Genomic DNA, 26,072 nt, shown 5'->3' on the forward strand with positions numbered 1-26,072 from the left:
ATTGAAACTCGCCGCTCCGCCCCCCATCTTGGGGCCAAGACGAACCATAAGGAATCCTCTCCATGTCCGACGCCGAGACCCAGGAAGCGATCAAGAAAGCCGTCACAGACAATGACGTGGTCCTGTTCATGAAGGGCACTCCCACCTTCCCGCAATGCGGGTTCTCGTCGGTGGTGGCCCGCGTGCTTGATCATGTGGGCGTGGAATACGCCGCAGTGAACGTGCTGGAAGACCACGCCGTGCGCGAAGGCATCAAGGCGTATTCAGACTGGCCGACCATCCCCCAGCTTTACGTGAAGGGCGAATTTGTCGGCGGCTGCGACATCATCAAGGAGATGTTTGAAGCCGGCGAGCTGCAACAGCTGATGAAAGACAAGGGCCTGGTGGAGGCGTAAGCCCCTGCCCGCCGCACCTGACCGAGAAAACCCGCCTCCCTCTGGAGGCGGGTTTTCAAGTGATACGGTCAAAGAAAAAGCCCGCTGCGATGCAGCGGGCTTTTCTGTCTCGTCGTCCCCGAAAAATTACGAGGAGTAGAATTCGACGACCAGGTTCGGTTCCATCTTCACCGGGTACGGCACTTCGTTGAAGTCCGGCTTGCGGGTGTAGGTGGCTTTCATGCCCTTGGCGTCGAGATCAAGGTAATCCGGCACGTCACGTTCCGGGCTGCCCAGTGCTTCAAGCACCAGCGCCATGGAGCGGGACTTTTCGCGCACTTCAACCACATCGCCCGGCTTGACCATGTAGGAAGCGATGTTCACGCGCTTGCCGTTCACACGGACATGGCCGTGGTTGACGAACTGGCGCGCTGCGAAGACGGTCGGCACGAACTTGGCGCGATACACGATCGCGTCCAGACGGCTTTCCAGCAGACCGATCAGGTTTTCGGCGGTGTTGCCGCGCAGGCGCTGCGCTTCAGTGTAGATGCGCTTGAACTGCTTCTCGGTGATGTTGCCGTAATAGCCTTTGAGCTTTTGCTTGGCGCGCAGCTGCAGACCGAAGTCAGACAGCTTGCCGGCGCGGCGCTGGCCGTGTTGACCCGGGCCGTAGGAGCGTTTGTTCACCGGGGACTTGGCGCGGCCCCAGATGTTTTCGCCCATGCGGCGATCAATTTTGTATTTCTGTGAATGACGCTTCGACATAGTCTTTCCTTCTCGACGCGGCCCGGCTCTGATCCCTCAGCCAGAGCAATTGAAACGGCGGTCCACGCGTCGTCCGTTGCCATGAAAACAAAGCTCGTCCGGCAAGCCGGCGAGCGAGGGAAGCGCGGGTTATGAGCAAACCCCGGGGCGGAGTCAATATTCGCGCTGTCTCGCGGACTGTCTCCAAAGGGTGAACAGCGCGCTGGCGGCGCTCAAACCGCCGATCATCAACGCTTTCACGGCGGCAAGCGGCGCGCTGACAGCGCCCAGCGCATCCAGATCCAGCACGCAGCGCGCGCCCTCATAGCCATACCGCCCCAGCTGCGGGTCATAGACCGCACACCCTGAAAACACCGACGCCTGAAACAAGCCCTGAGCCAACGCGCCCGACAGCCCCAGCACGACCAAAGCCATCGCCAACCCGGATGTGCGGCAACACAGCGCCGTCGCCACCCCCAGAAATGCCGCCAGCATGTGAAGGTCGCCAAAGCCCGACGCATATCCCTGAAGCCCCAGCAGCAAGGCGCTGAGCGTGAAGACCGGCAGGATGAAGGCCGGCGCCTGCGCCAGCGGCGGCAAAGCGCGCCAGTTCAGCTCCCACCGCGCCAGAATCACGACCAGCAGCCCTAATGAGATCAGACGCCAGCCTGGACCAGGCAATATCTCCGAAGCTCCGCCATCTGCGGAAAACGTCGCAATCGTGGCCCATAAGCGCTCAGCAAAACCCGGCCCGAGCACGGGGGTCATCTCGCTGGGCCCCGAACTGAACACGGCATAGACAACCCATCCCGTCGCGATCAGCAGCGCGAGGCTCAGCGCGAACACACGCAAGACCAGCCACTCCCCATCCAGTGCATGCGCTCTGTGAAGCCGCCAACTACGCCAGCCGAGATACAACGCCAGTCCAAGCCAGAGCGTCACCAGAAGCGTATTGGCCCAGACCCCCAGCCCCAGGGCCAGGCCCAGCCCCAGGCTGGCGGGCAAGTCATTGCGTCGCGACAAGGTCATGAAGGCCGCGCAGGCGAACGCCGCGCAACACAAGCCCAGCGCATCGCCTCCCACAGACGTCATCTGCGCGAAAAACTGGGGAAACATGAAGGGCCAGGCCGCCATGATCACGGCGCCATGCTCATTGAGCAAACCGCTCCGAAAGGCCGCTTCGACCGCCAGAGCGAACCCCAACATGGCCGCCGACCACAGGATCAGCCGGTAGAGCCGGACCTGCGCGCGCCAGCTCCAGTCCGACACCAACGCACGAACGGGCGCCAGCACCACAAGCGTGAGCGGTCGAGCGTGAAAAGCGGCGGACGATGAGGGTTGCACGGAGGCGTCGTCCCCCGTCTCCACATCATCAGCACCCGTACGCATCATGGCCCAGCTCGCATAACCCGGGCGTGACGCGCTCACCCAGGACGCTGGCCAGGGCCCGTCATGGGTCGAAAACTCTGCTGGAAACGGCGCGTCTTCAGACACCCTGACGGCGCCTGTTTGAGAAAACTGGATCAGCGCTTCAAGCTGCTGAACTTCGTCACGCCCCTCGAAGGCCGGTAGAAACAGCACATAGCCCAGCCCAGCCAGGAAGACGCCTAGCAGGAGGCGGCTGCGGGCCGGTCCCAGAACCAGATTGATTGTGAAGAGAAGAATGCGCCAGAGCTGCATGTCCGCCCCTGCGACTAAGCGGGGGACAGGCGCGCTTCACACTGCGCCATGGTATCCCCTTGCGGCTCAAGGGTCAGGCGGATGGACCGGACCAGAACAGCCTCGCCATCCCCGGCGTCACCTGGCCAGATGCCCAGCCATTCTACGCCGTTCGCCTGCGCCGTCGGCGCCACCTGATAGCAAATGCCGACCGTGCTCCATGATGGGCTCACAGGTTTCAGGGTCCGCTCGGAATCACCATAACCGACTGTGAAATATCCTAACCGGACTTGGTCAATGCGCGTGTCGGGAGCGGCCTGGGCCTCGACCTCCAGCCGGACGATCCGGCCTATTGCGTTCTCTTCCCATTCAGTGGGTAAAGCCGCGCCGACGCCCGCCGACAACATACCCGCAGCATCAAAAGACGCTGTCGCGCTTAACCGCGCCAGAGGCTCTCCCGCAGGACCAATCGTCAACTCAAAGCGCGTGCCCGGACCGGGAATGAGCTGACCAAGCGCCTCACCTTCCATGATGAACTGGGTGTCGCTGACAACGGCATCCACCGCGCCTGGCCGTATATTGAGCGCCAACGCGACAAGCCCCGCCAACACCAGAGCCGATGCAGGCAGAAAAACCCAATCCGGCGGCGACCAGCGTCCGGACCGGCGGATAAGGTCACGCAGCGCTTGCGAGAGATGAAATTCAGTCTGGGCCATGAAACTTCAGGCAGATCCTTCAAACCTCTCCTCACTAAAGGATAACGATCCGTCTGGATACCATGTGCAGCGGCGCGGCTCCTCAAACGCTCAGGCCGCCCTCCCGACATGAGAGGACGGCCTGGCGTCTGTCCTGCCCCGAAAATCAGGCGGCGGTGGAGATTTCGGCCTCACCTTGCCGGCCCTTGCGCCGCTCAGGTCCGCGATAGGATGGGTCTTCGCCCTCACGCCGATCCAGCGGACCTTCCTTGATAGCCTCAAAGAACATCTCGACCGCCTCACGCAGCGTATCCGACTGGCTGGTGAAGGCGTCCGAGGTGGTCTCCAGCATGCCCGCCGCGCTTTCCGTCTCCGCCACGGCCTCGCCCACATCGCGCACCCCTTTCGCCAGGGTCGTCGTGCTCTCCGCCGCCCGCGACGTGCTTTGTGAGATTTCCCGCGTCGCTGCGCCCTGCTCCTCGATGGCGCTGGCGATGGAGGCGGTGGCTTCGTTGATCTCCTCGCTCATCTTGGCGATTCCGCGAATGGACTCGACGGAGCCGGACATGGAGCCCTGGATGTCTTTCACAAGGCTCGCCACAGTCTCGGTAGCCTTGCTGGTCTGTTCCGCCAGGTCTTTCACCTCGCTGGCCACAACGGCGAACCCTTTGCCCGCATCACCGGCGCGCGCCGCCTCGATCGTGGCGTTCAGGGCCAGCAGATTCGTTTGTTCGGCGATATCGTTGATCAGGTCGATCACGTCATTAATGCTCGACACCCGATCCGCGAGCGCCTCGATCTGATCCACCGAGCTTTGCGAGCGCTGGCCGGCATCGCTGACCTTGTGAGACGCGCTTTCAGTAAGTCGGGCGATTTCCTGGATCGAGCTTGAGAGCTCTTCGGCCGCCGCCGCCACGGTCTCAACGCTATTTGCGGTCTCGCCCGCCGCGCCGTCCGCAGTTTTGGCCTGTTCATTCGCGAAAGTCGCTTGCGAATTCAGGCGACCGGCCGTGTGACGCATCTCATGGGTGCGCTCGGCCAGGATTTTCAGAATGCTCTCAACCTTGACGCGGAACACGTCGATCGCCTCATGGGTCGCCTGAGAGCGCGCTTCACGCTCCTTGCTGGCGACCAAGGCTTCGCTCTCCATCCGGATGCGAGTGATCTCACCCCTGCGCAACTCATCCACGGCGCGGAACAGATCGCCCAGCTCGTCCTTGCGATCGACGCCTTCAACGTGAAACTCAAGCTCGCCCTGTCGGACGCGGGCGATGCCGCTGACCACGGCGCCGATATTGGACATGATCAGACGAACGACCATGAACGCCCCCAGCACCGCAAGCGCCAGGCCGAAAACACCCAACGCCGTGCTCACGAGCTTTTGCTGGGTGAAGGCGGCTTCGATTTCATCGCCGACCTGCGATTGCAGGTCGACCACATCGTCGACCACGAGATTGACGGCGCCGGCCATCTGGGGACCGAGCTGATCGAGCTCGTTTCGCGCCAGCGAGTTTAGCTGCTCTGTGATGCCCACAGCCGCCTCAAAACGCGCCGAATAGGCTTGCACATCGTCATGAATGGGTTGCACCGCGCTGTGCATGATCTCCTCGTCCGATCGCAAGACCCGGTTCAACATGGTGTTGAGCATCTCGAGTTCGGACTGGGCGCGATCAAAACTGGCCCCATAGCCTTCGGTCAGCGACCGGCGGCCATAATAACGCGCCTGGAGAAGCGAACGGATGGCTTCCGCCATCATCAGCATGGACTGGTCGGCGCCCATCATCTCGGCGACGGCGAGCGTATCGCCCAGCTGCCCCAGCAGACGGTCTTCGAAATCAGTCAGGGATGAAATCTCACCGTCCAGAAGCTGCCGGCGTGTGATGTATTGTTCGAACGCTTCAGCGTATCGATCCCCAAATTCCTCAACACGTTGGAGATCCTCGCGCACCTCATTATTGCTTAACCGGGTCTGGACGGCGACGATGCCGGTGTTGAGCTGTTCGCGCTTGCTCCAGGCGTTTTCCGCCATGGCGGGGTCGCCGGTCACCCGATAGACATAAGTGTCGTTCTGGAAGCTGGCGACCGCCTCCTGAATGTCCGCCACATCGACGGACGCCTGCGACATGGTTCGGAAGCGTGCAAAATTCGCTCCACTGGCGGTAGCGAAGACAAACCCCGCCACGACCATGACAATGACGATGAAAGCCATCATACCGAACCCGCCAAATAATTGGGTTCTCAGCGATAAATTTTTGAGCACGGTGCTCTCCCTGTAAGCACATCACAAGGCTCACAGCATGGCGCCAATTCGGCTCAGGATTGTAAATCACCTGCGCGCATTCCCGTTAGAGGGGTTCTCACCAGAGGATATGCATAGACATAACAACAACCTTATGGGTTGTTTGGCTAATCTCGTTCGATCCTCGCCTTGCCCCGACCGATGGCCAGCGCCTTGATCACGCCGCGGAAGGTCCGGACCTCCTGCTGCGTTAACCCTCCGCGCGCAAAAATATTGATCAGGTTCTGCATCATCAGCGGCGTCTTTTCCGGAGGATAGAAAAAGCCCGCCCGATCAAGTTCGTCTTCAAGATGGGCGTAAAGCCCTTGCAGCTCAGCCACGCTGGCGCGGTCTTCGAGCGGTTTGAACTCCGCGGGCGCCGGATCCCCCGCACGCCATTCATGCGCCAGCACGCCGACCGCCATGGAGAGGTTCAACGATGAGAAGTTGCGGTCGACCGGCAAGGTGATGATGGCGTTCGAAATCGTGATCGCCGTGTTGGGCAGACCGGACTTCTCAGCCCCGAACAACACACCGACCCGTTGCCCCGCTTGAATATGCCCGCGGATCTCCGACATGGCGGCGCGGGCCGTATGCACGGGTTTGACCATGCTGCGCGGCTGCGCCGTGGTCGCGTACAGCGTCTGGCAATCCGCAATCGCTTCTTCCAGCGTCGCAAACACGCGCGCCTGCTTGAGAACGGGCGAGTCCGTGGCCATGGTCTCGGCTTTGGGGTTAGGCCAGCCATCGCGCGGATTGACGATTCGCAACTCCGGCAACGCGAAATTGCCCATCACCCGGCAGGCCGCGCCGATGTTTTCACCCATTTGTGGTTCGACCAGAATGAAGACAGGGTTCTGAGCTTCGACCAAGGTCGGGTCTGACTGAGTCACGGGCGCCCTCTTTCTCTTACAGCGGTGCGGTGCTAGACACCCGCCACACATTCGTCCACCCCTCGACGCGGCATGTCGCATTTTGCTTGTGCGACACCTCATGCCCACAGAACACGGAAGATACGCTTCATGGCCAAGATCAAAGTCGACAATCCGGTCGTCGAACTCGACGGCGACGAGATGACCCGCATCATCTGGGCGCTGATCAAGGAAAAGCTGATCCTGCCTTATCTGGACATCGACCTGAAATACTACGACCTCTCGATCGAAAAACGCGACGAGACCGATGACCAGATCACGGTTGAATCCGCCGAAGCCATCAAGCATTACGGCGTCGGCGTGAAATGCGCCACCATCACGCCCGATGAAGCGCGCGTGGAAGAGTTCGGCCTCAAGAAAATGTGGCGCTCGCCCAACGGCACTATCCGCAACATTCTGGGCGGCGTGGTGTTCCGCGAGCCGATCGTGATCAAGAACGTGCCGCGGCTGGTTCCGGGCTGGACCAAGCCGATCGTCATCGGCCGTCACGCCTTTGGCGACCAGTACAAGGCCACAGACATGCTGGTGCCGGGCCCGGGCAAGCTGACCCTGACCTACACGCCGGCGGACGGCGGCGAGCCGATCACTCACGAAGTGTTCGACTTCCCGAGCTCCGGCGTCGCCATGGGCATGTATAACCTTGATGAATCCATCAAGGATTTCGCCCGCGCCTCGCTGCGCTATGGCCTCGATCGCGGCTGGCCGGTGTATCTGTCCACCAAGAACACCATCATGAAAGCCTATGACGGCCGCTTCAAAGATATCTTCCAGGCCGTCTTTGATTCCGAGTTCAAGGCGGATTTCGACGCCAAGGGCATCACCTACGAGCACCGTCTGATCGACGACATGGTCGCGGCGGCCATGAAATGGTCGGGTGGTTTCGTCTGGGCCTGTAAGAACTATGACGGCGACGTGCAGTCCGACACCGTGGCGCAGGGCTTCGGCTCGCTGGGCCTGATGACGTCTGTGCTGATGACCCCGGATGGGAAAACCGTCGAAGCCGAAGCGGCGCACGGCACCGTGACCCGTCACTATCGCCAGCACCAGCGCGGCGAGAAGACCTCGACGAACTCCATCGCCTCGATCTTCGCCTGGACCCGCGGCCTGAAATATCGCGGCAAGATGGACGGCAATGAGCTGGTGGTTCAGTTCGCAGAAGATCTCGAGCAGACCATCATTGGCACCGTGGAAGCCGGCTACATGACCAAGGACCTGGCGCTTCTGGTCGGCGACCAGCAGGGCTGGCTGTCCACCGAAGGCTTCCTGGACACCGTGGCCGAGCGCTTCGCAGAAGTGATGAAAGACAAGGTGTAAGCCTCAGCGCTGATACGTTGAACGAAAAGGCCGGGCGCTTCGCCCGGCCTTTTTTTGCGTCCCGATTCGGTCAAACCGCGTCCGATGCGTAGACATCCTCGCGTTCCGCCGCCAGGCGGTCGCGGACGATGTCGGCGGATAGCCCCAGGTCTTCGAGCGCCCGGCCCGCCAGCTGCAGCGCGGCTTCCGCAGTTTCCAGCGTCACATGGCTGGCGCCGGCCGCGGCCAGTTCCACCGCATGACGGCGGTCGCGCCCGCGCGCAATGATCAAAGCGTCAGGCCGAAGATTGCGCGCCGCCCGGACCATGTCAGACGCTTTCTGCGCGTCGTCCACGGTGACCACGAACATGTCCGCGCGTGCGGCGCCTGCCCGCTCCAGAAACTCGGCGCGCCCCGCATCCCCATAAAACACCGGCCAGCCTTCCTCGCGGCCCTTGGCGACCTTCTCCGCGTTCATGTCGAGCGCGATCATGGTGACGTTCTCGGTCTCCAGCACGCGCGCCATGGTGCGGCCCACACGACCGAAGCCGGCGATGATCACATGGCCTTCCAGATCAACCAGGTCAGAGGGCAGCTCGGTCTGTCCCACGCTTTCTTCCGACCGGGTCGCGAGCTTGCGGCCAATCGCAGCCAGGGCCGGCGTGAGCAACATGGACAGCCCGGCGATGGCCGCGACCATCGTGGCGGTTTCAGCAGGGATGACATCGCCCGCATTGGCGGTGGCGAGAATGACAAACGCGAACTCACCCGCCGGCGCCAGCAAAAAGGCCGCTTCCAGCGACAGTCGGTGATCCCCGGCGAACAGGCGACACGCCAGATAGACCAGCAGCCCCTTCACGATCAGCATGCCGACAAGCCCGGCCAGCACCAGCCCGACATTCTGCCACACGGCGCCCAGATCAAGCCCCATTCCGACCGTCATGAAGAAGACGCCCAGCAACAGGCCCTTGAAGGGCTCAAGGTCGATCTCGGCCTGATGCTTGAACTCGGTCTCCCCCAGCATCAAACCGGCCAGAAACGCGCCCAGCGCCAGCGACAACCCGGCGCCTGCGGTCAGCATGGAGGCGCCGACCACCACCGCCAGCGTCAGCGCCATCAAAAGGTCGCGCCCGCCCGCTTTCGCCACCAGACGAAACACCGGGCGCAGCACCAGACGGCCCAGCAACAAGATCCACGCCAGCGCCAGAACGCCCTGAAACAGGGCGCTGAGCAGAGCGGCGCCGATATCTGCGCCGGAATCGCGCGTGAGAAAGCCCACAAGGATCAGGATGGGGGCCACCAGAATGTCCTGCATCAACAGAACCGACAACGATGCCCGCCCCACAGGCGCAGCAGTGCGGCGTTCCTCGGCCATGATCTGCATGACGATAGCGGTGGAGGAGAGCGCCAGCGCCAAGCCGATCACAAGGGCGGTCGGCGCAGTCTGGCCAATCACAAAGCACGCGACGCCCAGCACAGCCGCGCTGCCGAACGCCTGCAGCCCGCCGGCGCCAAACACGGCGCGCCGCAATTGCCAGAGCCGCTGGAATGACAATTCCAGACCCAACAGGAACAGCAGGAACAACACGCCCAGCTCGGCGAAGGGCTTGGCGGCTTCGGGTTCTGAAATCGTCACCCATTCCAGCACCGCAAAACGTTCGGCGAGCCCGCCAAGCGCGAACGGGCCGAGCGCCAGCCCCGCAATCAGGAATCCGAGTACGGAGCTGAGCTTGAACAGGCGAAAGAGCGGCACTACGACGCCCGCGGCGATCAGGAAGACCACCGCATCCTTCAGCCAGATTTCATAGCCATGCCCGTGTTCCATCACTCATCCCCGCTCGCCTGATTGGTCATCAGGTTAACCTTAAACGGGAAAGTCCAGACGGTTTATGAACGAGGCGTACAAAATGGTGCGGCGAAACCGCCTCGTTTACACTCAGACGCTGACGGGGCCGCCATCGCGCTTCAAGGTCACGAAGACTTCAGACGCGATGCGCCAGTCATCTCCGTCCAGACGCCATTTGGCGAAATACCGGCCCGAATATCGCACTTCAAACCCCTGGGCGGACCATTGGCCTTTCCAGCGTCCAGTCTCCGCCGCCAGCAGGCCGTCCTCCCCCACATCAATACGCATGGGCGTGCGCACATAGCTGACATCGGGCGCTTGGCCGATGATGGACCGCCAGGCGTCCAGCTGGGCGCCCCGCCCCGCCATAAGCTCGGCGTCATCACCGGGCACCAGCGTGCAGTCTTCGCACAGCGCCAGCGCGATTCCGTCAAAGTCACGTTCTGACAAGGCCGCGTTGAACGCGGCGCGGGCGGCGGCGATCTGTTTCGCCACCGCCTTGTCGCCGGTCATCTGAATATCCGCGCCCGGTTTGGGTCGCTTGACCATCAGCCCGCCAGCGCGGTGCGGATCGCAGCGAGCGCCTCCTCGGCTTTCGCCCCGTCCGGGCCGCCCGCCTGAGCAAAATCGGGACGGCCGCCGCCGCCCTTGCCGCCCACGGCGCCCACTGCGGCGCGCACCAGATCCACCGCGCTCATTGCGCCCACCAGATCATCGGTCAGGCCCACGGCGAGCGCCGCCTTGCCCTCATTGACGCCGACAAACGCCGCGACGCCCGAGCCCATCTGCTTGCGGGCTTCATCCACCAGGCCGCGCAGATCCTTGCCCCCGACGCCCTCGACCACGCGCGCGATCAGCTTCACGCCATTGATCTCTTCCGGACCGGCCGGCGCCGCGGCGCCGCCCCCGCCCATGGCGAGCTGCTTCTTGGCTTCAGCGAGCTGACGCTCCAGCGTCTTGCGTTCGGCCTGCAGCGCAGCGACCCGGTCCACCAGCTCATGGGTCGGTACTTTCAGCGACAAGGCTGCGACCTTGGCCTTGTTGGCTTCGGTTTCCAGCCATTGGCGCGCCGCCTCGCCGGTCAGGGCCTCCAAACGGCGCACGCCCGAACTGACCGAGCTTTCGCCCACGATCTTGAACAGGGCAATATCACCAGTGCGGTCCACATGGATGCCGCCGCACAGCTCAACCGAATAGGCCTTGTCGTCGTCTTTCAGAGAGTCGCCCATGGCGAGCACGCGAACGGTGTCGCCATACTTCTCGCCAAACAAGGCCAGCGCGCCCGCCTTAATCGCTTTCTCCGGCGTCATTTCGGCGATCTTCGCGGCGGCGTTCTGACGGATCACGGCGTTGACCTGCGCTTCGATGGCGGCGGTCTCCGCTTCGCTCAGCGCCTTGGCGTGGGCGAAGTCGAACCGCAACCGGTCCGGTCCCACATAGGACCCTTTCTGGGTCACATGCGGCCCCAGCACGTCGCGCAGGGCGGCGTGCAACAGGTGGGTGGCGGAGTGATTGGCGCGGACTTTCGTGCGGCGTTCAGCGTCCACCTTCAGGGCCGCCGCATCGCCCAGCTTGATCGCGCCATGCTCCAGCACGCCGATATGAGCGTAAATCTCGCCGGCGCGTTTTTGCACGTCGGTGACGGTGAACACGGCGCCATTGTCAAACGTGATGACGCCCGCATCCCCGATCTGACCGCCGCCCTCAGCGTAAAACGGCGTGGATTTGAAGATCAGCTCGGCGCCTGCGCCCTCAGCCAGGTCAGACTGCTCCGCCCCGTCCGCGACGATCGCAGTCAATTCAGACTGGCCGTCATGGTTCTGATACCCGGTGAACTGCGTCGCGCCCAGACGATCGCGAACCGCGAACCAGAGCGCCTCCGGCGCGGCCTGGCCCGACCCGCTCCAGCTGGCGCGCGCATCAGAGCGCTGACGCTCCATGGCGGCGTCAAACCCGGCCTGATCCACGCTCAGCCCCCGCGTGCGCAGCGCGTCTTCAGTCAGGTCCAGCGGGAAGCCGTAAGTGTCGTACAGCTTGAACGCGGTTTCGCCTGGCAGGGCGTCGCCCTCTTTAAGGTCCGCCGTCGCCTCTTCCAGAAGCGTCAGGCCGCGGCCCAGCGTACGCTGAAAGCGTTCTTCCTCGCCGCGCAAGGTCTCCTCGATCGCCGGCAAGGCGCGCGGCAATTCGGGGAAGGCTTCGCCCATCTCGTCAGACAGGGTTTTCGCAAGACCGAACAGCACCGGCTCATTGGCGCCCAGAAGGTGCGCATGGCGCATGGCGCGGCGCATGATCCGGCGCAGCACATAGCCCCGGCCTTCATTGGACGGCGTCACGCCATCCGCGATCAGGAAGGAGGTGGAGCGCAAATGGTCTGCAATGACACGGTGGCTCGCCAGCGCATCGCCCTCGGCCTTCACCTTCAACGCCTCTTCAGAGGCGTTGATCAGGGTCTTGAACAGGTCCACATCATAATTGTTGTGCACGCCCTGCAGCACTGCCGCGATGCGTTCGAGCCCCATGCCGGTGTCGATGGAGGGTTTGGGCAGGTTGATGCGCTCGCCGCCCGCCTGCTGCTCATATTGCATGAACACCAGGTTCCAGATCTCGATGAAGCGGTCGCCATCCTCTTCCGGCGTGCCGGGAGGGCCGCCCCAGATCTCCGGGCCGTGATCAAAGAAGATCTCCGAACACGGACCGCACGGGCCGGTGTCGCCCATGGACCAGAAATTGTCCGAGGTGGAGATGCGGATGATCTTTTCGTCGGGCAGGCCGGCGATCTTTCGCCAAAGCGCCGCCGCTTCTTCATCTTCAGAATAGACCGTGACCAGGAGCTTGTCCTTGGGCAGGCCGAATTCCTTGGTGACCATGGTCCAGGCGAACTCGATCGCCTGTTCCTTGAAATAGTCGCCGAAGGAAAAATTCCCCAGCATCTCAAAGAAGGTGTGGTGGCGCGCCGTATACCCGACATTATCGAGGTCATTGTGCTTGCCGCCCGCGCGCACGCATTTCTGCGAACTGGTGGCGCGCACATAATCGCGCTTTTCAGCGCCCGTGAAGACGTTCTTGAACGGCACCATGCCGGCGTTCACAAACAATAAGGTCGGGTCGTCCTGCGGCACGAGCGGCGCGGACTGAACGATCTCATGGCCTTCTTTGCCGAAGAAATCGAGAAACTGGCGGCGAATATCGCGCAAGGCGGTCATGTATGCACTCCGGGCGCTGGCGCGCGGCGTTGAGAGGGTGGTCGCCCGCTCATGCGGCGGCCTTTGGGTGTCGGTTCACCCCCATATACGAACGGGCGCCCGGCAAAGCCAAGCGCCCGTTGTAGATTCATCACCGTTTTGGCGGTGAAGGATGCGATTCGTCCCCCTCGGAACTAGCCTGTGGCCTCGTCGTCCAGGTCATCATCCTCGCCGGGACCGACCAGCAATTCCTCGGCGATCAGACCGGCGTTCTTGCGCACCTGGGCTTCGATCTTGTCGGCGATCGCGGGATGGTCGAGCAGGAACTGGCGCGCATTCTCGCGGCCCTGCCCGATCCGTTCGGAGTCGTGGGAATACCAGGAGCCCGACTTTTCGATGATATTGCCCTTCACCCCCAGATCGAGCAGTTCGCCGGTCTTGGAGATGCCTTCGCCATAGAGGATATCGAACTCCACCTCGCGGAAGGGCGGCGCCACCTTGTTCTTGACCACTTTGACGCGGGTCTGGTTGCCGATCACTTCGTCGCGATTTTTCAGCGCGCCGATGCGGCGGATATCCAGGCGAACGGTGGAGTAGAATTTCAGCGCATTACCGCCGGTCGTGGTTTCGGGGCTGCCGAACATCACGCCGATCTTCATGCGGATCTGGTTGATGAAGATCACCAGGCATTTCGATTTGGAGATGGAGCCGGTCAGCTTGCGCAGCGCCTGGCTCATCAAACGGGCCTGAAGACCGGGCAGCGAGTCGCCCATATCGCCTTCAAGCTCCGCCCGCGGGGTCAAGGCCGCCACGGAGTCGATCACCAGAACGTCAATGGCGCCCGAGCGCACCAGCGTATCGGCGATTTCAAGCGCCTGTTCGCCGGTGTCAGGCTGGGAGACCAGAAGTTCGCCCACATCCACGCCCAGCTTGCGGGCGTAAACCGGATCGAGCGCGTGCTCGGCGTCCACGAACGCCGCGACGCCGCCGCTTTTCTGCGCTTCGGCGACCGTGTGCAGCGCCAGCGTGGTTTTACCGGAGCTTTCCGGGCCGTAGATCTCGACGATCCGGCCTTTCGGCAGGCCGCCCACGCCCAGCGCGATATCCAGGCCCAGAGAGCCGGTGGAGATCGCCTGAATATCCTGGTCAGGCTTGGAGCCCAGCTTCATCACCGAGCCTTTGCCGAAGGCGCGATCAATTTGAGTCAGGGCCGCTTCAAGCGCTTTTTGTTTATCCATGTCGCCGTCTTTCACCACGCGCAGATTTGACTGTGCCATCAGGTCGGCCCTCCTTATTTCACGCCCGACCGAGTCGGGCAATGAAGGTGACCGTACTTATTTTGTTCCCGGAACACAAGCGGAACATTTGGCGTGTGCGTCGCCCATGCGACAGCTGAGCGCAATCAGCCGCTTAGCCTGAAGACTAGGCGCGCTGGCGCGCCGCCAGCTCCTGCTTCACGCGCTCCGCCAGCTGCTGGATGTCGAAGGGTTTGGGCAGGAAGGAGATCTCGAGATCATCAGAGAGGGTGTCGGAAAACTCTTCCTTGGCGTAGCCCGAAATGAAGACGATTCGCGCACTGCCCAGCAGATGCCGCGCCTCCTTGAGCAAGCCGGGACCGTCGAGCCCCGGCATGACCACGTCTGAAATCAGAAGATCAAAGCTTTCCGGCTCGTTCTCCAAAATTTCGAGCGCTTCCTCGCCATCACACGCTTCCACCACCTCATAGCCGCGGCGCACCAGCGTCTTGGCCGCGATGGCGCGCACCGCGTCTTCATCCTCGACAAACAGGATGCGGCCGCGTCCGGCGAGATCAGAGGGTTCAGGCTCGGCGGTCTTGGCCGCTTCCTCGCGCGCAAGCTCGGTTTCCTCTTCCTCGCTCGGCACATGGCCGGGCAGATAGATATGGAAGGTCGTGCCCTTGCCCACTTCGGAATCCACAAACAGGAAGCCGCCCGACTGTTTGACCACGCCATAGACCGTCGCCAGCCCCAGCCCGGTGCCCTGTCCGGCCTCCTTGGTGGTGAAGAACGGCTCGAAGATCTTCTTCAGCGTCGCCTCGTCCATGCCCGTACCCGTATCGGACACATGGATCGCCGCCCAGTCGCCATCCTTGGGATTGGGCGCCCCGGCGCGCGCCACATCATCAGAAGAGACCGCTTCGGTGACGATGGTCAGAACCCCGCCGCCCTGAGACTTCATCGCATCACGGGCGTTGGTGGCGAGGTTCACCAGAATATTGTCGATCTGATTGCGGTCCGCCCGCACCAGCGGCAGATCGCGGCCATGCTTGATATCGAGCCGTACGGTTTCTTCCAGAATCTGGCCCAGCATGATCGAGCAATCAGACAAGACGTCCGAGACGTCAAACACCGTATTGCGGAAGGTCTGCTTGCGCGAGAACGCGAGAAGCTTGCGCACCAGGCCGGCCTGGCGCGTGACGGTGGAATTGATCTGCTGCAAGTCCTGATAGGAGGGATCGCCCACCGGGTGCCGGTTCAGAAGCTCGCCCACATTCAGCCGGATCGCGGTGAGCATATTGTTGAAATCATGAGCCACGCCGCTCGCGAGCTGGCCGACCGCCTGCATCTTGCCTGCCTGGGCGACCTGTTGCTCCAGCGCTTTCCACGACGACACGTCCACCACATAGGCGACGCGCTTGCCGTCACGTGAGGGCGACAGGAAAACCTGCACGGCGCGCTCGCCGTCTTCGCCCGCTTTCAGGCGCACTTCGCTGGGCTCGCCACGCCCGGCCAGGGCCGAACCCAGTACATTGTCGATCCGGCCGTCATCGCCAAAATCAAACAGGTCTTCAAACTTCGCGCCCGGCACGGCGCCGCCGCCCGACAGCTTGAGCAAGGCCGGGTTGGCGTCCTCGATTACGGCCAGCGCCGGATCGGCGTCGTCCAGGCGCGCCACGCCGAACGGGGCGGTCGCGAACATTTCATCAAACGAGCCGCCAGCGAGCGAGCTGGCGCCCGAAGACGCTTCGCGCGGCTCAGCCGCGGCCACGGCGGGAGGCGCGCCTGTGGCGGAGAGTTCATAAACCACCGCGCGCGCCTTGGCGGGGCGCTCATCGCTCCAGCTGACGCAGATGACGACCGGGCTTTCCTCGCCGTCCACTTGCTTCAGGCGGGCGTCGAGGCGGATCACGCCGTCCGCGCCCCGCGACTGGGCGAACGCCTGCGCGGTGTCGCCTGTGGTGATGTCTTGCAGTTTGAGGGCCGCGTCCTCGCTGACCCCGATCCAGCTGCGCAAAGTGGCGTTGGCGGCCAGCACCCGCCCCTCGGCATCGGCGGAGAACAAGCCGACGGGCGCATGATCGGTCCAGTCCGGCGCCTCGTCCGCATCCAGAGAGGCGTCATCGCGAAGCTCGGAAAAGCGCCACAGAGTCGCGCCGTCTTCCAGCGCGGAAACATCCGCGCTGTAAACCACGCTTTCGCCCCCGCCCAAGGGGATGCGGCCGACAACTTCACGGGCTGTTTCGCCTGCGCTCGCAGCCCGGTTGAGACGATAGACCGCCCCCGCGCCGGCCCCGCTGAACAAGCGTTCAGGGGCTGCGGGCGTCCCGGCGTCTTTCGCACCGATCAGGGTGTCGGCCAGTTTGACATAAGCCGGATTCGCCCAGGCCACCCGGCCTTGCGCGTCCGTGATCAGAACCGGATCAGGCCAAAGCCCCATCGCGGTCGCCGCAGCGCCGCTCGCACGTTTGCGCTCGCCGCCTTCAAGCAAGGAGCGCCCAGCCGTTTCGCCCGCCGCCAGCGCATACATCAAGAGCAACGCGACCGACGCGATGCCGGACAACAAGATGACGCCGTTCCATCCCGCGCCCGCGCCCGCGAAAATCGCCACAGCCGCAGCGGCCAGCGCGCCCAGGCTCGCCACCCAGAAGATCAGCCGGGTCAGGGGCCTGGTCAGCGCCCCCTCGCCTGTAGCCGCCTTCGCGGCTGGCGAAGGCGCCGGAGGGGCCACAGGATCAGCCTCAGCGGCGGCGCGTTGGGCGGAAAGCGGGAGGTCTGACATGACAGGCTCCGGTTGGTGCAGGCCGACACGTCGGATGACGCTACGGCTGGTCCATGATTCGAACACGCAGTCTCACAGGTTAAAGTTAACCATATTTCAGCGAGACGGCATGAAATCGTCTTTTCGGCGCCGCGATCAGAACTTCGGCGCCTTGCCCGCCAGCGTCAGAACATAGCCGATCACCTTGGCCACGGCCGTGAAGTGTTCGGGCGGGATCACTTCCTCCAGCTCGACGCTGGCGAACAATCCGCGCGCCAGCGGCGGGTCCTCGACGATGGGGATGTTGTGCTCCTTGGCCAGCTCCCGGATGCGCAGGGCGACGTCGTCGGCGCCCTTGGCCACACAGATCGGCGCGGGCGTCCGGCCCTGCTCGTATTCGAGAGCCACAGCGTAGTGGGTCGGGTTCGTGATCACCACGGCGGCGTCCGGCACTCGCGACATCATGCGCCGCTGGGCGCGCTCCTGACGGATCTGGCGCAATTTTGCACGCACCATCGGATCGCCTTCGGTGTCCTTCATCTCATCACGGATCTCCTTGCGGCTCATCTTGTTGCGATCGATGTACTGCTTGCGCTGAAACAGGAAATCGAGCACGGCGATGGCGGTGTAGGCGATCAGGGCGGCGATCATCAGCTGGATGGCGGCGGTATAGACCTCCTGCAAGATGCCGATGGGCGCGACGCCCGGCATCACCGCCAGCTCGTTGCGCCGCGGCCAGAGCGCCAGCGCGATGGCGAGCCCGACCACCGTCATCTTGGCGACGCCCTTGAAGAAGTTCATCCAGCCTTCAGGCCCGAACATGCGGGTCAGACCCTTGATCGGGTCGAGCTTGTCGAGCTTGGGCGCGATCTTCTTGGGCGTGAACATCACGCCGGTCTGGACCAGGTTTCCGAAAACCGCCGCGACCAGAAGCATGGCGAAGGCCAGGCCTGTCACGACGACCAGGCGAAGCGCGGTCGCCGCCGCCAGCGTCACCGCTCCGGTGGGGTCCACCGCGAGTTCATGGGGCTGCGCCAGAAACACCTGTAGCATCTCGGCCAGACTGCGTGACATGCCCGGCGCCAGAAACGCCAGCATCGCCAGACCGGCGGTCAGGGTGAACCAGCCCGACACCTCCTGGGATTTGGGAACATCGCCTTCCTCGCGCGCCTGCCGGAGTTTTCGGTCTGTCGGCTCTTCTGTCTTTTCTGACTTGTCTTCGCCTTCCGCCATGCCGCCCGCCTCAGTTCAGCGTCGCGGTGAAGCGCTCATAGCGCTCCGCCCACACCATCACCATGGCGCCCAGCGACATGGCCAGAATGGAAAAGCCGATCAGGATGTTGAGCGGCATGGCGATGAAGAAGATCTGCGCCTGCGGCATCAGGCGCGACAGCACGCCCAGGCCCAGATAGAAAACCAGACCGAACACGATCAGCGGACTGGCGATCTGGACCCCGATGATGAAGGCGTCGATGAACAGGCCCAGAGCCCAGAACGCGGCGTCGCCCCACATCGGCGCCTCGCCGGCGGGCATAAGCTCGTAAGAGCCCGCCGCCGCCAGCAACATCTGTTGATGCAAGGGGGTGATCAGAACGATGACGATAAAGATCAGGTTCAAGAACTGGGCCGGCAGCACGCCAGCCTGACCCTGCGCAGGGTCAAAGGATTGCGCCATGGCGAGGCCGGTCTGGTAGCCGATGATCTGGCCTGCGATCGCCCCTGCCGTCAAAAGAATGCGCGACGCCGCGCCGATCATCACGCCGATCAGGGTTTCCAGCGCCACAAGAACGCCGACGCCGGCCAGGGTCTCCGGCGGCGCCGGCAGCATCGGCGCGATGGACGGGCCGACCACAAATGAAAAGGCCAGCGCAAACGCCAGACGCAGGCGTACGGGAATTGACGTTTCACCAATGCCCGGCATCAGCATCAATATCCCGCCCATGCGCGCAAACACCATGGCGGCGGCGAAAATTGTGAGCGAAAGATCGAACCCGGCCAGCATGGCCGTCAGCCTGCGATGATTCGGTCGGCGATGGTTTGCATGAAGCCGTTCAGAAGCGCGCCCATCATGGGCAGGAAGATCAGAAGCGCCAGAAAGATCACGATGATTTTCGGCACGAAGACCAAGGTCATTTCCTGCACCTGCGTCAGCGCCTGAAACAGGGCGATCAGAACGCCCACCGCCAGGCCGATCAGCATGACCGGCGCCGCCATGCCCAGCATGACCCAGATCGCTTCAGCGCCAATATCGAGGACCTCGCCTGCGGTCATGATGGCTTCCTTCTGATGCGCTCACAGCGCCGCAATGTTTCCATGCACGGATTCTATGCCGACGCGCAAAGTTCCAGAGGTAAAGTTTTATGCGTCGCGCTTTGTTTAACGATTTGTCATGTTGGCGTGCATTGGCGCAATCGCCGTCCGGGTGCAGCATGGCGCGCAATCGGGCGGACGTGTATCCGCCCTCGGGGAGACATTTTATGATCAAGACACTTCTTTGCAGCGCGGCTTCTATCGCGCTTCTGACCGCAGGCTCTGCGCTCGCCCATGACGGCGCGCACGTCAACGCCGCTCTTGTAAACGTCGCCAGCGTCACTCAACAGGCTGAGCAGACGGAAACCGAACGTCTGTACGCGTCCTTCCAGGCCGCATTCATGGAAGAAGTGGCGCGTTCGCCGGAAATCCAGACCTATCTGGGCATGATCTCCGACGTCGACGCCTATGGCCGTTGGGACGATCGTTCTGACGCCCGTCAGATAGAGGATTTCGAACGCAGCCAGGCCCGCGTCCAGGAGATGCAGGCTGAGTTTGACCGCGACTTGCTGACCGACGCCGGCAAGGTCTCCTACGATCTCGCAATCAGCCTGGCCGAGAACGAAGCGCGCCAGTTCGCCGTGCGCGACAGCCGCTATGTGTTCTCGCCCATGGGCGATTCCGTCTCTGACCTGACGACCTTCCTGATCAACAACCACCGTGTTGCGACCGCAGAGCATGCGGCGGCCTACGCTTCACGTCTGGAAGGCATCGGCGAAGTCATCGACACGCTGACTGAGCGCGCCGAGGAACGCGCGGCCAATGGCGTGACCTTGCCGCTGTTCGCCTATCCGCGCCTGACCGCGTCGGCGCAATCTCAACTGACCGGCGCGCCGTTTGAAGAAGGCGCGGAAGACAGCGCGCTCTTCGCCGATTTCAAGGCCAAGGTGGACGCGCTCGACATTGACGATGACGCCAAGGCGGATCTGGTGATGCGCGCCGAAGATGCGCTGCTGAACGTCTATGTGCCGGCGATGGAGCGCTATATGGCGGCGCTCGATCGCATGGAAGCGATCTCTGATGATCGTGACGGCGTGTGGAAACTGCCCAATGGCGAAGCCGCCTACGCCGCCTCGCTGGCGCAATTCACCACCATTCCGGACATGACCGCCGAGCAGATCCATGAGCGCGGACTGGCGGAAGTCGAGCGCATCCATGGCGAGATGCGCGAGATCATGGCCCAGGTCGGGTTTGAAGGCAGCGTGCAGGATTTCTTCGCCTATATGCGCACCGCCGAACAATTCCAGCTGCCCAACACGCCCGAAGGCCGCCAGGAATATCTCGACCGCGCCACCGCCGTGATCGCGGACGTGATGGAGGTCGCACCGCAATATTTCGACACCCTGCCCGAAGCGCCGCTGGAAGTACGTGCGGTCGAACCCTGGCGTGAAGCGACGGCGACCGGCGCGTTCTACAACCAGCCCGCGCTCGATGGCTCCCGCCCGGGCTATTACTACGTCAACCTGTCCCAGATGCAGGACAACCCCACCTATCTGCTGGAAAGCCTCTCCCTGCACGAAGGCGCGCCCGGTCACCACTTCCAGATCGCGCTGACCCAGGAACTCGAAGACGTGCCGATGTTCCAGCGCTTTGCGTGGAACTCCGCCTATGGTGAAGGCTGGGCGCTCTACACCGAATGGCTGGGCAAGGAGATGGGTTTTTACGAAGATCCGTATTCGGACTTCGGTCGTCTCTCCTACGAGGTCTTCCGCGCCGCGCGCCTGGTAGTGGACACCGGCATTCACCACTATCAGTGGGATCGCCAGCAAGCGATTGATTACATGCTGGAAGCAACCCCGATGACCGAGGGCGACATCACCCCGGAAGTGGAGCGCTACATCGTCTGGCCCGGCCAGGCCGTCTCTTACAAAACCGGCATGATGTTCATCCAGGACCTGCTGATGCACGCCCAGGAAGAGCTCGGTGACGATTTCAGCTGGGGCGGCTTCCATGACGCCGTTCTGACCGCTGGTCCGCTACCGCTTCCCATGCTGGAAGACCGGGTCAACGCCTGGATCGATACTGTGAAAGCAGGCTAACCCCCTCGCCCCCGCCTGCTTCACAGCAGAAACCCCGCAAGGTCTGCAGCCTTGCGGGGTTTTTCATGCCCCATCTTGAAGCATCAACGCCACATAGGCGTGCACACATTAAGTTATATTAATATTTGCGGCGCTGCACGATTGCCCTGCCCTTTCCGCCGCGCAGTCTTTCCCAGTTGGCCTGAAGTCTAAAAGACCGGGCTCTAATCGGGGAAAGACACATGAATACTTTTGTGAAAGATCGCGGCCTGCGCGCGCTCGTCCTGGCGGGGGCCTCGCTGAGCGCGCTGATGGCGGCGCCGGCGTTTGCACAATCTGAAGAGGAAAGCGCTGACGAGCGGTCCTCAAGCGACACCATCGTCGTCACGGGCTCTCGTCTGCGCAGCGACGGCACGCTGGAAGCGCCGAGCCCTGTGGTCGCGGTCGGGGGCGACGACATCCGCACTTCGGGCCAGATCGACATCACCGCGCTGCTGCGCGAATCTCCGCAACTGCAGGCCTCGCTGCCTGGCACCTTCTCGGCGTTCAACGGCACGCCGCTGGGCGCATCCTTGCTGAACCTGCGCAATCTGGGCACCGAACGCACGCTCGTGGTCGAGAACGGCCGACGGCATGTGCCCGGCATTGAAGGCACGTCGTCAGTTGACGTGAACACCATTTCCACCGCGCTGCTTGAACGCGTGGACCTGATGACCGGCGGCGCGTCTGCGGTCTATGGCGCCGACGCCGTGACCGGCGTTGTGAACTTCATCCTGCGCGACGGGTCTTCGTTTAACGGCATGGAAGTGCGCACCCAGGCCGGCATTTCGGGCGAAGGCGACGCAGAAGAATACTTCATCTCGCTCGCCAACGGCTTTGAAAGCGCGAACGGCCGCGCCGACATCGTCTTCGCCGCCGAGTACCAGTCCACGGAAGCCATTTTCGCCGGCGACCGGGATTTTGGCGGCACCGGTCGCTTCTCGCTGGTGCCGAACGGGCCTGCGACGGGCATTGATCCGCGCTTCTCCAATGTGTGGCTGCCAAACTATCGCCTGCCGATTTCGAGCCATTACGGCATCATCGCCCTGGGCGATGGCGGGGCCAGCGCCTTTGTAGAAGCGGTGCTCAGCGGCGGCGTTCCCGGCTGTGACACCATCGGCGCCGCCGCCATCCCGACCTGTCAGATCGTCGACGAAACCGGCACGCTGCGTCCCTATAATCCGGGCGATATCTTCATTGACGGCTTCAACGCCAGCGGCGGCGACGGCGTGTTCGCGGAACCCGATGACGAATTGCTGCTGCCGCAGACCGATCGCTTCCTGTTCCAGACTGCGTTCAGCTATGAGCTGACGCCGAACATGGAGTTCTTTGCGGACGCCAAATACGTCTTCACCGAGACCCTTGAAAGCAATCAGGTCAACGGCTTCAACGACGATATTCCGATCTCGGCCGACAACCCGTTCATTCCCGCCGCGCTGCAAGCCCAGCTCGCCACGCTGCAAGGGGAAGGCCTGAATCCGGTGATCGCGGTGTCGCGCGACACGCTGGACACCACCACGCGCTCCAACCCTGTGGCCGAGCGCAAGACCATGCGGGCCGTCGCCGGCCTGCGCGGCTTCATCCCCGAGTTCGGGTTCGATTACGAGCTGTCCTACAGCTATGGCCGCACCGATGCGGACATCACCTCGCGCCTGCGTATCGAAGACCGCTTCTTTGCGGCCATCGACGCCGTGATTGATCCGGCGACGGGCAATGTGGTCTGCCGCTCGGACATCGACCCCAGTGCGATCGTGCCGCCCTCCTCGCCCTATCCGGCGCAAAATGGCGGGTTCCAGATCACCACATTCTCGCCGGGCGACGGCCAGTGCGTGCCGATCAACATTTTCGGCGCCAACACCATCACCCAGGAAGCGGCGGACTTCATCTTCCAGCCCGCCACTGCGCAGAACGAAATCGAGCAGAACAATTTCCTCGCCACGCTCTCAGGCGATTCTGAATTCCTGTTCTCCCTACCCGCCGGCCCGATCGGCTTCGTGGTGGGGTATGAGTATCGCAAGGATGAAAGCGCCTTCACGCCGGACGCCTTCAGTGCTGCGGGCCTGACTTTCGGCACGATCAATTCCAATGGCGGGCCGACCAACGCCTCGTCAGGTGAGATCGAGGTCCAGGAATACTTCACGGAAGTCAAAATCCCCGTCCTCGCGGATCTGCCTTTCATCGAGAACTTCGAACTGACAGGCGCGTATCGTTATTCTGACTACGACGCATTTGGCGAGACCGACACCTGGTCGATGGGCGCACGCTGGACGATCATCGATTCGCTCACCGTTCGCTCCACCCTGTCACGCGCAGTGCGTATTCCGAACATCACGGAAGCCTTCTCGCCGACCTTCACCGTGACGCTCGGCGCCAGCTCGGATCCCTGCAACCCGCAATTCATTGACGCCGGCACCCAGTTCCGCCGTCCGAACTGTGAAGCGCTCATCGGCATTCCGGTCGACACCTATAACTCGACCGATTACGTCTCCGCCCGTATTCCGGGTCAAAGCGGCGGCAATCCCGATCTAGAGCCGGAAGAGGCGGATAGCTTCACCGTCGGCGCCGTCTGGCGTCCGGTCGAGGATTTCAATGGCCTGTTTGAGGGCCTGACGGTCACCGTCGATTACTACAAGATCGAAATCGACGGCCTGATCGATCAGCTCGGCGCGTTCGACATCGCCCAGAACTGCGTGGATGCTCCCACGATCAATAACCAGTTCTGCGCCGCCATCGACCGCGACCCGACGGTCGGCTTCATCACCGGCTTCCGCTCGGGCTATGTGAACCTCGCCGCGGTGGAGACCAGCGGCATCGACTGGCGCGTTGATTACGCCTTCGACCTGCCGTCCATGTTCGGTCTGCAAGATGCTGGCGAGCTGCGTCTGTCCACGCTGGGCACGAACTTCCTCTCCAACGAGGAAACGCGTGACGTCTCGGCGCCCGAAGAAGTGACCGACGTGCTCACCACGATGAGCCGCCCGGAATGGATCTTCAATCTGAACGCCACCTGGTCCGTCGGCGATCTGTCGCTGGGCTGGAAGGGCCGTTACGAATCCGAACAGCTGCTGAGCGGCATCGAACTCGATGACCTTGAGAGCGATCCGGACTTCGCCAACATCACCCAGGCTGACGGCGCCTGGGTGCACGACTTCTCCATCTCGTATTTTCTTCGTGAAGAGCTGGAGATCTATGGCGGCATCAACAACGCCTTTGACGAAGAACCCTATCTGGGTCAGCTGTCGCGTCCCGCCGGGCCGCGCGGCCGCTTCTTCTACGCGGGCGTGAACGCCACCTTCTAAAGAAGGCTCAGCGCACAAAAAGACACCCCCGGAGCCGCGCGCTCCGGGGGTGTTTTGTTTTAACCTGACGCTACGCCCTAGATCGGCATGCGCAGGATTTCCTGATAGGCGCGGATGACCTGGTCGCGCACGGCGACGACGCTTTCCAGCTGCACTTCAGCGGCGGCCACAGCCGTCACCACATCCACCAGCTCAGCCTGACCGGTCGCAGCCTGGGCGCTGAGCTGTTCAGACTGGCTCAGCGTCTCCTGAACCGATTGCACGGCGTTCATCACCATGTCGCCGAAATCACCGCCCTCAGCTTTGGCGAGCTCGGCGGCGTTATTGGTGGACGGCGACACACCGGCGGCCTGCTGGGCGGCGGCGGTGTAGGCGCGGATAGCAGCGAGATCCATAAGTCAGCCCCTTTCTAGAGCCGGCGGTGCCTGGCGATTAACGGCGCAACAGGTCGAGCGTGCGCTCAAGCATGCGGCGCGTGCCCTCCACCATGGTCAGATTCGCCTCGTAGGACCGCTGCGCGTCGCGCATGTCCATCAGCTCGACCAGGGAGGAGACATTGGGATATTTCACATAGCCTTCGCCATCAGCCGCCGGGTGGCCGGGCTCATAGACCATGCGGAAATCTGACTCATCGAGCGTGACGTCATTCATGCGCACCAGCTCGGTGCCGACCTGACGGTCAAACTCAGACTGGAACACCGGGATCTGACGCTGATACGGATCTTCGTCCGCAGTCCGCGCCGTTGATTGAGCGTTCGCCACGTTCTCGGCGATGACCCGCATGCGCGAGGATTGCGCGCGCAGGCCCGCTGCGGAGATCTGCAGGGTTTCAGAGACGCGATCGACCATAGCCGTCTGCCTTTCTGGCGTTGCTTAAGATCACTGACCCGGCGAGCGGCTCGCCATGCGGATCATGTTCAGGCTCTTCTGATACAGGCTGAGCGCCGTCTCGAACCGCATGCGGTTGTCGTTGGCGTCGACCATCTGCTCCTCGATCACGACCGAATTGCCGTTCGAGGTGGTTTCGCTGTCGGGCGCGCGCTCGGTGCGGAACTGCCGCGAGCCGGACGCCGCGCTATCGCCGCCATAATGCATGGCGTGCGTGGTGCGCAGGCCGCCGGCGGCCTGCGCCTGGCCTGCAAGCACGCGTTCAAACTCACTGCGCGGGACATCGGATGGCGTATATCCGGGCGTGTTGGCGTTGGCCACATTCTCGGCAATCACCCGCTGGCGGGCGCCGTGATAGCCCATCGTGTCACGCAGCATGGACAAGAGCGGTATGTCGTCAGGGCGCATCGGCGCCTCCGCCAGAGTTAACTTTGCATTCATCACCCTGAGCCGAGCCGGTTAAGGAGAGCTTAACTCCCTCGCCGACTCCCGTTAGGGCTGTTGATGAGGATGCGC

20 protein-coding genes are annotated in these 26,072 nt (G+C 62.8%); 4 read left to right on the forward strand and 16 right to left on the reverse strand.

What is annotated here, in order from left to right:
* The first annotated feature begins 62 nt into the window (after nucleotides 1-62).
* Nucleotides 63-395, forward strand: coding sequence for a Grx4 family monothiol glutaredoxin (gene grxD, locus G405_RS0102625; protein ID WP_022699944.1), 333 nt, complete (start codon nucleotides 63-65; stop codon nucleotides 393-395).
* 126 nt (nucleotides 396-521) lie between these two features.
* Here the strand turns inward: grxD and rpsD are convergent, their stop codons facing one another.
* From rpsD to G405_RS0102650, 5 genes are all read right to left on the reverse strand, one after another.
* Nucleotides 522-1,139, reverse strand: a complete 618-nt coding sequence (rpsD, locus tag G405_RS0102630) for a 30S ribosomal protein S4 (protein WP_022699945.1) — start codon at nucleotides 1,137-1,139, stop codon at nucleotides 522-524.
* Between the two features lie 153 nt (nucleotides 1,140-1,292).
* Nucleotides 1,293-2,798: a hypothetical protein gene (locus G405_RS0102635; protein ID WP_022699946.1), complete on the reverse strand. Its 1,506-nt coding sequence runs from the start codon at nucleotides 2,796-2,798 to the stop codon at nucleotides 1,293-1,295.
* Between the two features lie 14 nt (nucleotides 2,799-2,812).
* Nucleotides 2,813-3,493: a hypothetical protein gene (locus tag G405_RS0102640; RefSeq protein WP_022699947.1), complete on the reverse strand. Its 681-nt coding sequence runs from the start codon at nucleotides 3,491-3,493 to the stop codon at nucleotides 2,813-2,815.
* Between the two features lie 145 nt (nucleotides 3,494-3,638).
* Entirely contained in the window at nucleotides 3,639-5,684 is a 2,046-nt protein-coding gene (locus tag G405_RS16320) for a methyl-accepting chemotaxis protein (protein WP_022699948.1), read from the reverse strand.
* A 194-nt stretch (nucleotides 5,685-5,878) separates the two neighbouring features.
* Nucleotides 5,879-6,643, reverse strand: coding sequence for an RNA methyltransferase (locus tag G405_RS0102650; RefSeq protein ID WP_233345978.1), 765 nt, complete (start codon nucleotides 6,641-6,643; stop codon nucleotides 5,879-5,881).
* Between the two features lie 129 nt (nucleotides 6,644-6,772).
* Between G405_RS0102650 and G405_RS0102655 the strand changes: the two genes are divergently transcribed.
* Nucleotides 6,773-7,996, forward strand: coding sequence for an NADP-dependent isocitrate dehydrogenase (locus tag G405_RS0102655; protein WP_022699950.1), 1,224 nt, complete (start codon nucleotides 6,773-6,775; stop codon nucleotides 7,994-7,996).
* 70 nt (nucleotides 7,997-8,066) lie between these two features.
* Here the strand turns inward: G405_RS0102655 and G405_RS0102660 are convergent, their stop codons facing one another.
* The 8 genes from G405_RS0102660 to fliQ form a co-directional block, all read right to left on the reverse strand.
* Nucleotides 8,067-9,800 (reverse strand): cation:proton antiporter domain-containing protein, encoded by a 1,734-nt coding sequence (locus G405_RS0102660; RefSeq protein ID WP_022699951.1) that lies wholly within the window; start codon nucleotides 9,798-9,800, stop codon nucleotides 8,067-8,069.
* A gap of 111 nt (nucleotides 9,801-9,911) precedes the next feature.
* Nucleotides 9,912-10,370 (reverse strand): YybH family protein, encoded by a 459-nt coding sequence (locus tag G405_RS0102665; protein ID WP_022699952.1) that lies wholly within the window; start codon nucleotides 10,368-10,370, stop codon nucleotides 9,912-9,914.
* Complete coding sequence (gene alaS, locus G405_RS0102670) at nucleotides 10,370-13,024, reverse strand: alanine--tRNA ligase (RefSeq protein WP_022699953.1); 2,655 nt, start codon at nucleotides 13,022-13,024, stop codon at nucleotides 10,370-10,372. The genes G405_RS0102665 and alaS overlap by 1 nt, the downstream gene beginning before the upstream one ends.
* Nucleotides 13,025-13,197: 173 nt before the next feature.
* Entirely contained in the window at nucleotides 13,198-14,280 is a 1,083-nt protein-coding gene (gene recA, locus G405_RS0102675) for a recombinase RecA (protein WP_022699954.1), read from the reverse strand.
* Nucleotides 14,281-14,425: 145 nt separating this feature from the next.
* Entirely contained in the window at nucleotides 14,426-17,023 is a 2,598-nt protein-coding gene (locus G405_RS0102680; protein ID WP_022699955.1) for a hybrid sensor histidine kinase/response regulator, read from the reverse strand.
* A 135-nt stretch (nucleotides 17,024-17,158) separates the two neighbouring features.
* Complete coding sequence (gene flhB / locus G405_RS0102685) at nucleotides 17,159-18,235, reverse strand: flagellar biosynthesis protein FlhB (RefSeq protein WP_022699956.1); 1,077 nt, start codon at nucleotides 18,233-18,235, stop codon at nucleotides 17,159-17,161.
* Nucleotides 18,236-18,245: 10 nt separating this feature from the next.
* Nucleotides 18,246-19,004: a flagellar biosynthetic protein FliR gene (fliR, locus tag G405_RS0102690; protein ID WP_022699957.1), complete on the reverse strand. Its 759-nt coding sequence runs from the start codon at nucleotides 19,002-19,004 to the stop codon at nucleotides 18,246-18,248.
* Between the two features lie 5 nt (nucleotides 19,005-19,009).
* The gene (gene fliQ, locus G405_RS0102695) at nucleotides 19,010-19,273 is read right to left on the reverse strand and encodes a flagellar biosynthesis protein FliQ (protein ID WP_022699958.1); all 264 of its coding nucleotides are present in this window, start codon (nucleotides 19,271-19,273) and stop codon (nucleotides 19,010-19,012) included.
* A 206-nt stretch (nucleotides 19,274-19,479) separates the two neighbouring features.
* Here fliQ and G405_RS0102700 point away from each other — a divergent pair, with 206 nt between their 5' ends.
* Both G405_RS0102700 and G405_RS0102705 read left to right on the forward strand, forming a co-directional pair.
* On the forward strand, nucleotides 19,480-21,351 hold the full coding sequence (locus tag G405_RS0102700) for a DUF885 domain-containing protein (RefSeq protein ID WP_022699959.1): 1,872 nt from the start codon (nucleotides 19,480-19,482) through the stop codon (nucleotides 21,349-21,351).
* A 221-nt stretch (nucleotides 21,352-21,572) separates the two neighbouring features.
* Nucleotides 21,573-24,668, forward strand: coding sequence for a TonB-dependent receptor plug domain-containing protein (locus tag G405_RS0102705; protein ID WP_022699960.1), 3,096 nt, complete (start codon nucleotides 21,573-21,575; stop codon nucleotides 24,666-24,668).
* Nucleotides 24,669-24,745: 77 nt separating this feature from the next.
* On the opposite strand, the gene fliE is transcribed toward G405_RS0102705, so the two are convergent.
* From fliE to flgB, 3 genes are read right to left on the reverse strand one after another with little or no spacing between them, the layout of a single operon-like run.
* Nucleotides 24,746-25,063, reverse strand: coding sequence for a flagellar hook-basal body complex protein FliE (fliE, locus tag G405_RS0102710; RefSeq protein ID WP_022699961.1), 318 nt, complete (start codon nucleotides 25,061-25,063; stop codon nucleotides 24,746-24,748).
* Nucleotides 25,064-25,100: 37 nt separating this feature from the next.
* Nucleotides 25,101-25,517 carry a flagellar basal body rod protein FlgC gene (flgC, locus tag G405_RS0102715; RefSeq protein WP_022699962.1) on the reverse strand — a complete coding sequence of 139 codons (417 nt, stop codon included), beginning with the start codon at nucleotides 25,515-25,517 and terminating at the stop codon, nucleotides 25,101-25,103.
* A 30-nt stretch (nucleotides 25,518-25,547) separates the two neighbouring features.
* Nucleotides 25,548-25,964 carry a flagellar basal body rod protein FlgB gene (flgB, locus tag G405_RS0102720; protein WP_028284484.1) on the reverse strand — a complete coding sequence of 139 codons (417 nt, stop codon included), beginning with the start codon at nucleotides 25,962-25,964 and terminating at the stop codon, nucleotides 25,548-25,550.
* Nucleotides 25,965-26,072 lie beyond the last annotated feature (108 nt).

It is taken from the genome of Oceanicaulis alexandrii DSM 11625, assembly GCF_000420265.1.
GTDB lineage: Bacteria > Pseudomonadota > Alphaproteobacteria > Caulobacterales > Maricaulaceae > Oceanicaulis > Oceanicaulis alexandrii.